We start from the raw sequence: 3844 nt of genomic DNA, 5'->3' as shown, positions 1-3844 counted from the left end.
GTCCATGATGTCGACGAAACCGCTCGACGTGATCGAGATGTTTCCTGCCGCCGACGTGACCGCCGGCCCGATCGTGACGCCGCCGGAACCGGCGAGGGAGATGTTGCCGTTGGCGCTGATCACGCCGCCGTCTCCGATGGTAGACCCGCTGATCGTCACGCCGCCGCCGGTGGACGCGATCAGGTCGTTCGTAGTCACCGATCCCGGTGTAATGATCGAGACGTTGCCGCTGGCCTGCAGGGTGGAGCCCAGGAGCTGGTTCACCCCGAAACTTCCGGCGTTGACGGAGATCGTGCCGCTCGCGGAAACGGGAGACGCGACAGTAACGGGACCGAAGTCGGTGAAGATTACTGTCCCCAGGGTCACCGAAGCGCCGCCGAGTGTGACAGACCCGTTCGTTGTCGTCACCGCGCCACCGAGCGTTAGCGCTCCGACCCCGGAGGGCGTGCCCGCGGCCGCCGAATTGGCTACGAGGTCGATATTGCCTTGCGTCGTGATCGAGTCAGATGTGATCAGCTCACCAGAGGACAGGATGGTGAGCGGCTGCCCGGGGCCGGTCAGCGTGACCGGGGCGAAAATGTCGACTGTCGCGCCCGTGATCGACACCGGACCGCCGCTCGACGCGATGGGACTGTTCAGGCTTGCAGTTGCCGTCCCGGCGTTGATCTGGATCGCGCCGCCAGCCGTGAGCGATCCCTGGAAGAACGTGTCGATGGCGGGGCCCTCGCTCGCACCATCTGGACCGGTTGCCGTTAGGTCAATTGAGGTCGCCGCTGTGATCGGAGAGGGATCGACTACGTTAAGGCCAGTGATCGAGACCGCGCCTCCAGTCGAGGTGATGGGAGCACCGAGCTGCACGACGCCGGTGGAGAACAGCGAGATATTGCTGCCTGCCTGCAGCGGGGACACGGAAAGTTGGGTGATTCCGAACGTGCCGGCAGTCACTCCGATCGTGTTACTCGCGGTGATTGGCGCGGGCGGCGGATTGGCGCCGGGATAGCCGAGTTGGACGTTCCCGCCGTTCAGGTTCACCGACCCGCCAGTCGAGTCGATCGGCCCATAGAGCGCCAGAAAGGTCGACGCCGAAATCGAAACATCGCCCACGGCGTGCAGGCTGGAGCCGTTCCATTGGGTATAACTCGGGGCGGTGACGGTGATCGCGCCGCTTGCGGTGATGGGAGCAACAATCGTTCCCGGAAAAACGAAAGATCCGATTTCCGCGAAGGCACCTGTCAGGTTTACCGATCCGCCAGTCGTGGTCACGGACGCGTTCAACTGCACCGTGCCGCCCCCGGAAGGTGTGCCCCCGACCACATTGCTGGAGTTCGCTTCGAGGTCGATATTGCCGTTAGTCTGGATCGGCGCGTTGGTGGTCAGGTTGCCGGCCGATTGCAGCGTCAATCCCTGGCCAACGTTGCTTAGCGTGATCGGCGCGTTGACCACAAGGAACGTGGTTGCCTGCAGGACGACGTTGCCGTTCAGCCCATCGACCGCGGTGTTGCTGACCGTGAGAAAGCCGGTGGTATCCGGCGTGTTGCCGAATAATGTTCCGCTGGCGACGAAAGGGTCGCCCGAGGCAGTTGTACCGGAGACGATGTCCAGCGTGCCGGGATCGAGCAGGATCGACCCCAGGCTGCCGTGCGACGCGCTGACGTCGACGCTGCCGCCAAGTCCGACCTCTCCGTGGCTCGAGATCTCGACCAGGCCGCCGTTGCCCGACAGCGTGCCGCCCCGCGCGGTGACGTGGCCGTTCTGCACCGTCGCGTCCGTGGTGAGCAGGGTGACCCTGCCGCCGTTTCCCCTCCGCCGGGCGTCCGCGCTGATGCGCGCGCCGCGGAGAACCGTGACCCGTCGCGCGATCTCCGTCGGAGTGACCGACGCACCGCCGCTCGCGCGAGCGAGGTCGGTGCCGATCGCGACGGTGCCGCCGCCGTTGGCGCCGGACGCCGAGATGCGCGCGCGCGGTCCTACACTCACGTCGCCGGGGCCAGCGATTTCGATCGCGCCGCCCTGTACGCCGCCTGCCAACACCCGGCCGTCCACCAGCAGCGCACCGCCGGTGCCGGCAATAGCGACTGTGCCGAGGTGATTGCCGATGCTGTTCGCGCCGATCCGCCCGCGCGCATCGACCAGCGTGGTGACGACGTTGTCGGCGGCTGCGGCGGTCAGCTGCACGGTGCCGCCATTTGCCTCGATGACGCCGGTGTTGGTGACCAGCGCCTCGTGTCCGTCGGGCGCTCGCGCGACCTGCCGCGTCACATCGATCGACACCAGCCCGTCGCCGTACATGTCGAGCGTCGCGGCGTCCGCGCCGGCGAGCGCCACATGACCGAGCCTCGCGGTGATCGTGCCCCGGTTGCGCACCTCGGGCGCTACCAGCGCGCCGAGCCCGGCCTGCCGGATCGTCAGGTTGCCGCGGTTGACCACCGCCGCACCCGGCTTGGCCGGCTGGTCAAACACCATGCGGCCGGCCATGAAGTTCCGGTTGGTGATGCCGGGCGCGCTGACCACCAGATTCGTCGCGTTGACCTCCGCGCCGTGGTAGAATACCACGCCGTCCGGATTGGTGATGACGATGCCGCCATTGGCGTCGATGTGCCCGGCGATCGCCGACGGGTCCGGACCGGTGACGCGGTTGAGCGTCATCGACGAGGTGGACGGTTGTTCGAACGTCACCGTCTGCTGGCTGCCGACGTTGAAGCTGTTCCAGTTGATCGCCGCGCGCTGTGTCGACTGATCGATCGTCGTGCTGCTCGGGGTCGTGCTGATCGAGGCGCTGCCGGCGACGACCTGTCCGCCTTGCGGCCGTGCGTTCTGCGCCGGCTGCGCCCGGGCGGGTTCGGCGCGCATCAGGATCGCGGCGGTCAGCGCCGTGGTGGCGAGCAGGCCTCCGCGGATGCGACGTGCAGTGCCATCACGCGAGCGGCTGCCGGCCATGTTTTTCCCTCGCCTAGAACCGCGCCAGCACACCCCAGTAACCTGCCTCCGCCCGGATCGGCTTCACCGAACCCGGCGCGCCCTCGGGCAAGCGGCTTCGGATGTAGTCTTCCATGTCGAACGCAATTCGATCACCCTCAGGGGTTACTATTCCCCAAGCGAGAACAGAACACGAGAGGCCGCCCGCACGTAGACCGTCTCAAAAGCCGGCCCGCGAATGTCGGCTCCGGGTGTGCTCCGTGATAAGGCGACGTTCTTCCAGTGGGTGAAAGGCCCACCCGGCGAATCGCTCCAGCCGGAAGCAGCCGGAGCAGTCATGGAGGTAACGAAATGGCTGAAGCCTTCGGAATGCGGGTCACGAACTGGTGACCGCGCGAGTGTGCAGGCCGCAACGGCTCGGTCCGACGCTCGACCTGCAGGCGCTCGTCGACACCGGCAAGGACGTCTCCCCAGAGCTGGCGACCGCCCCCGTGCTGTAGGTCCGCTTGGGGTCGGGTGCAGCGGTTCGGCGCGGGCGACCCAGCGACCGCCGTTCGGGGTGGAGAGCCGATGACGTTGACAGCCATCGTGGGCCACCCTGTGGCCACCGCTGACCGTGGTCCGGTCGAGCCGGTCGCGCACGTCACGTGCCCGCGTCGTCGTACAGGTGTCCCATCTGGGTCATGCGCCAGAGATGCCGGCCATCGTTCGGATTGAGCGTGTAGAACACGCTCGGCTGCTCGGTGCCGGCGCCACGGAAGAACTCGCGGAGCACATCAAAGACCATGGGGATCCGGTAGCAGCGGAACCGAAAGTTCGATTCAGCCCTCATCGTCTCTGATCCTCGGGTCGCGCAAAGGCCTGAGCTCTCCGCGGGCGACCATGTCGGGCAGTGTGAAGGCATAGCGGCCAAGCATGTTGATATGGT

General features: G+C 66.6%; 2 protein-coding genes. Both read right to left on the bottom strand.

Annotated elements, in window-relative coordinates:
* The coding region (locus VKI00_RS02935; protein WP_324435222.1) for a filamentous hemagglutinin N-terminal domain-containing protein at positions 1-2937 on the bottom strand (2937 nt) is incomplete at its 3' end.
* A gap of 622 nt (positions 2938-3559) precedes the next feature.
* Positions 3560-3748, bottom strand: coding sequence for a hypothetical protein (locus VKI00_RS02930; RefSeq protein ID WP_324435221.1), 189 nt, complete (start codon positions 3746-3748; stop codon positions 3560-3562).
* Positions 3749-3844 lie beyond the last annotated feature (96 nt).

Origin of the sequence: Mycobacterium sp. (assembly GCF_035314665.1) — a bacterium.
GTDB lineage: Bacteria > Actinomycetota > Actinomycetes > Mycobacteriales > Mycobacteriaceae > Mycobacterium.
The sequence above is the reverse complement of the archived record's forward strand: the minus strand, read 5'-3'. Positions and strand labels throughout refer to the sequence as shown.

Excerpts from the sequence above, each read along its gene's own strand:
- VKI00_RS02930 (WP_324435221.1), bottom strand. The coding sequence starts at position 3,748 with ATGAGGGCTGAATCGAACTTTCGGTTCCGCTGCTACCGGATCCCCATG.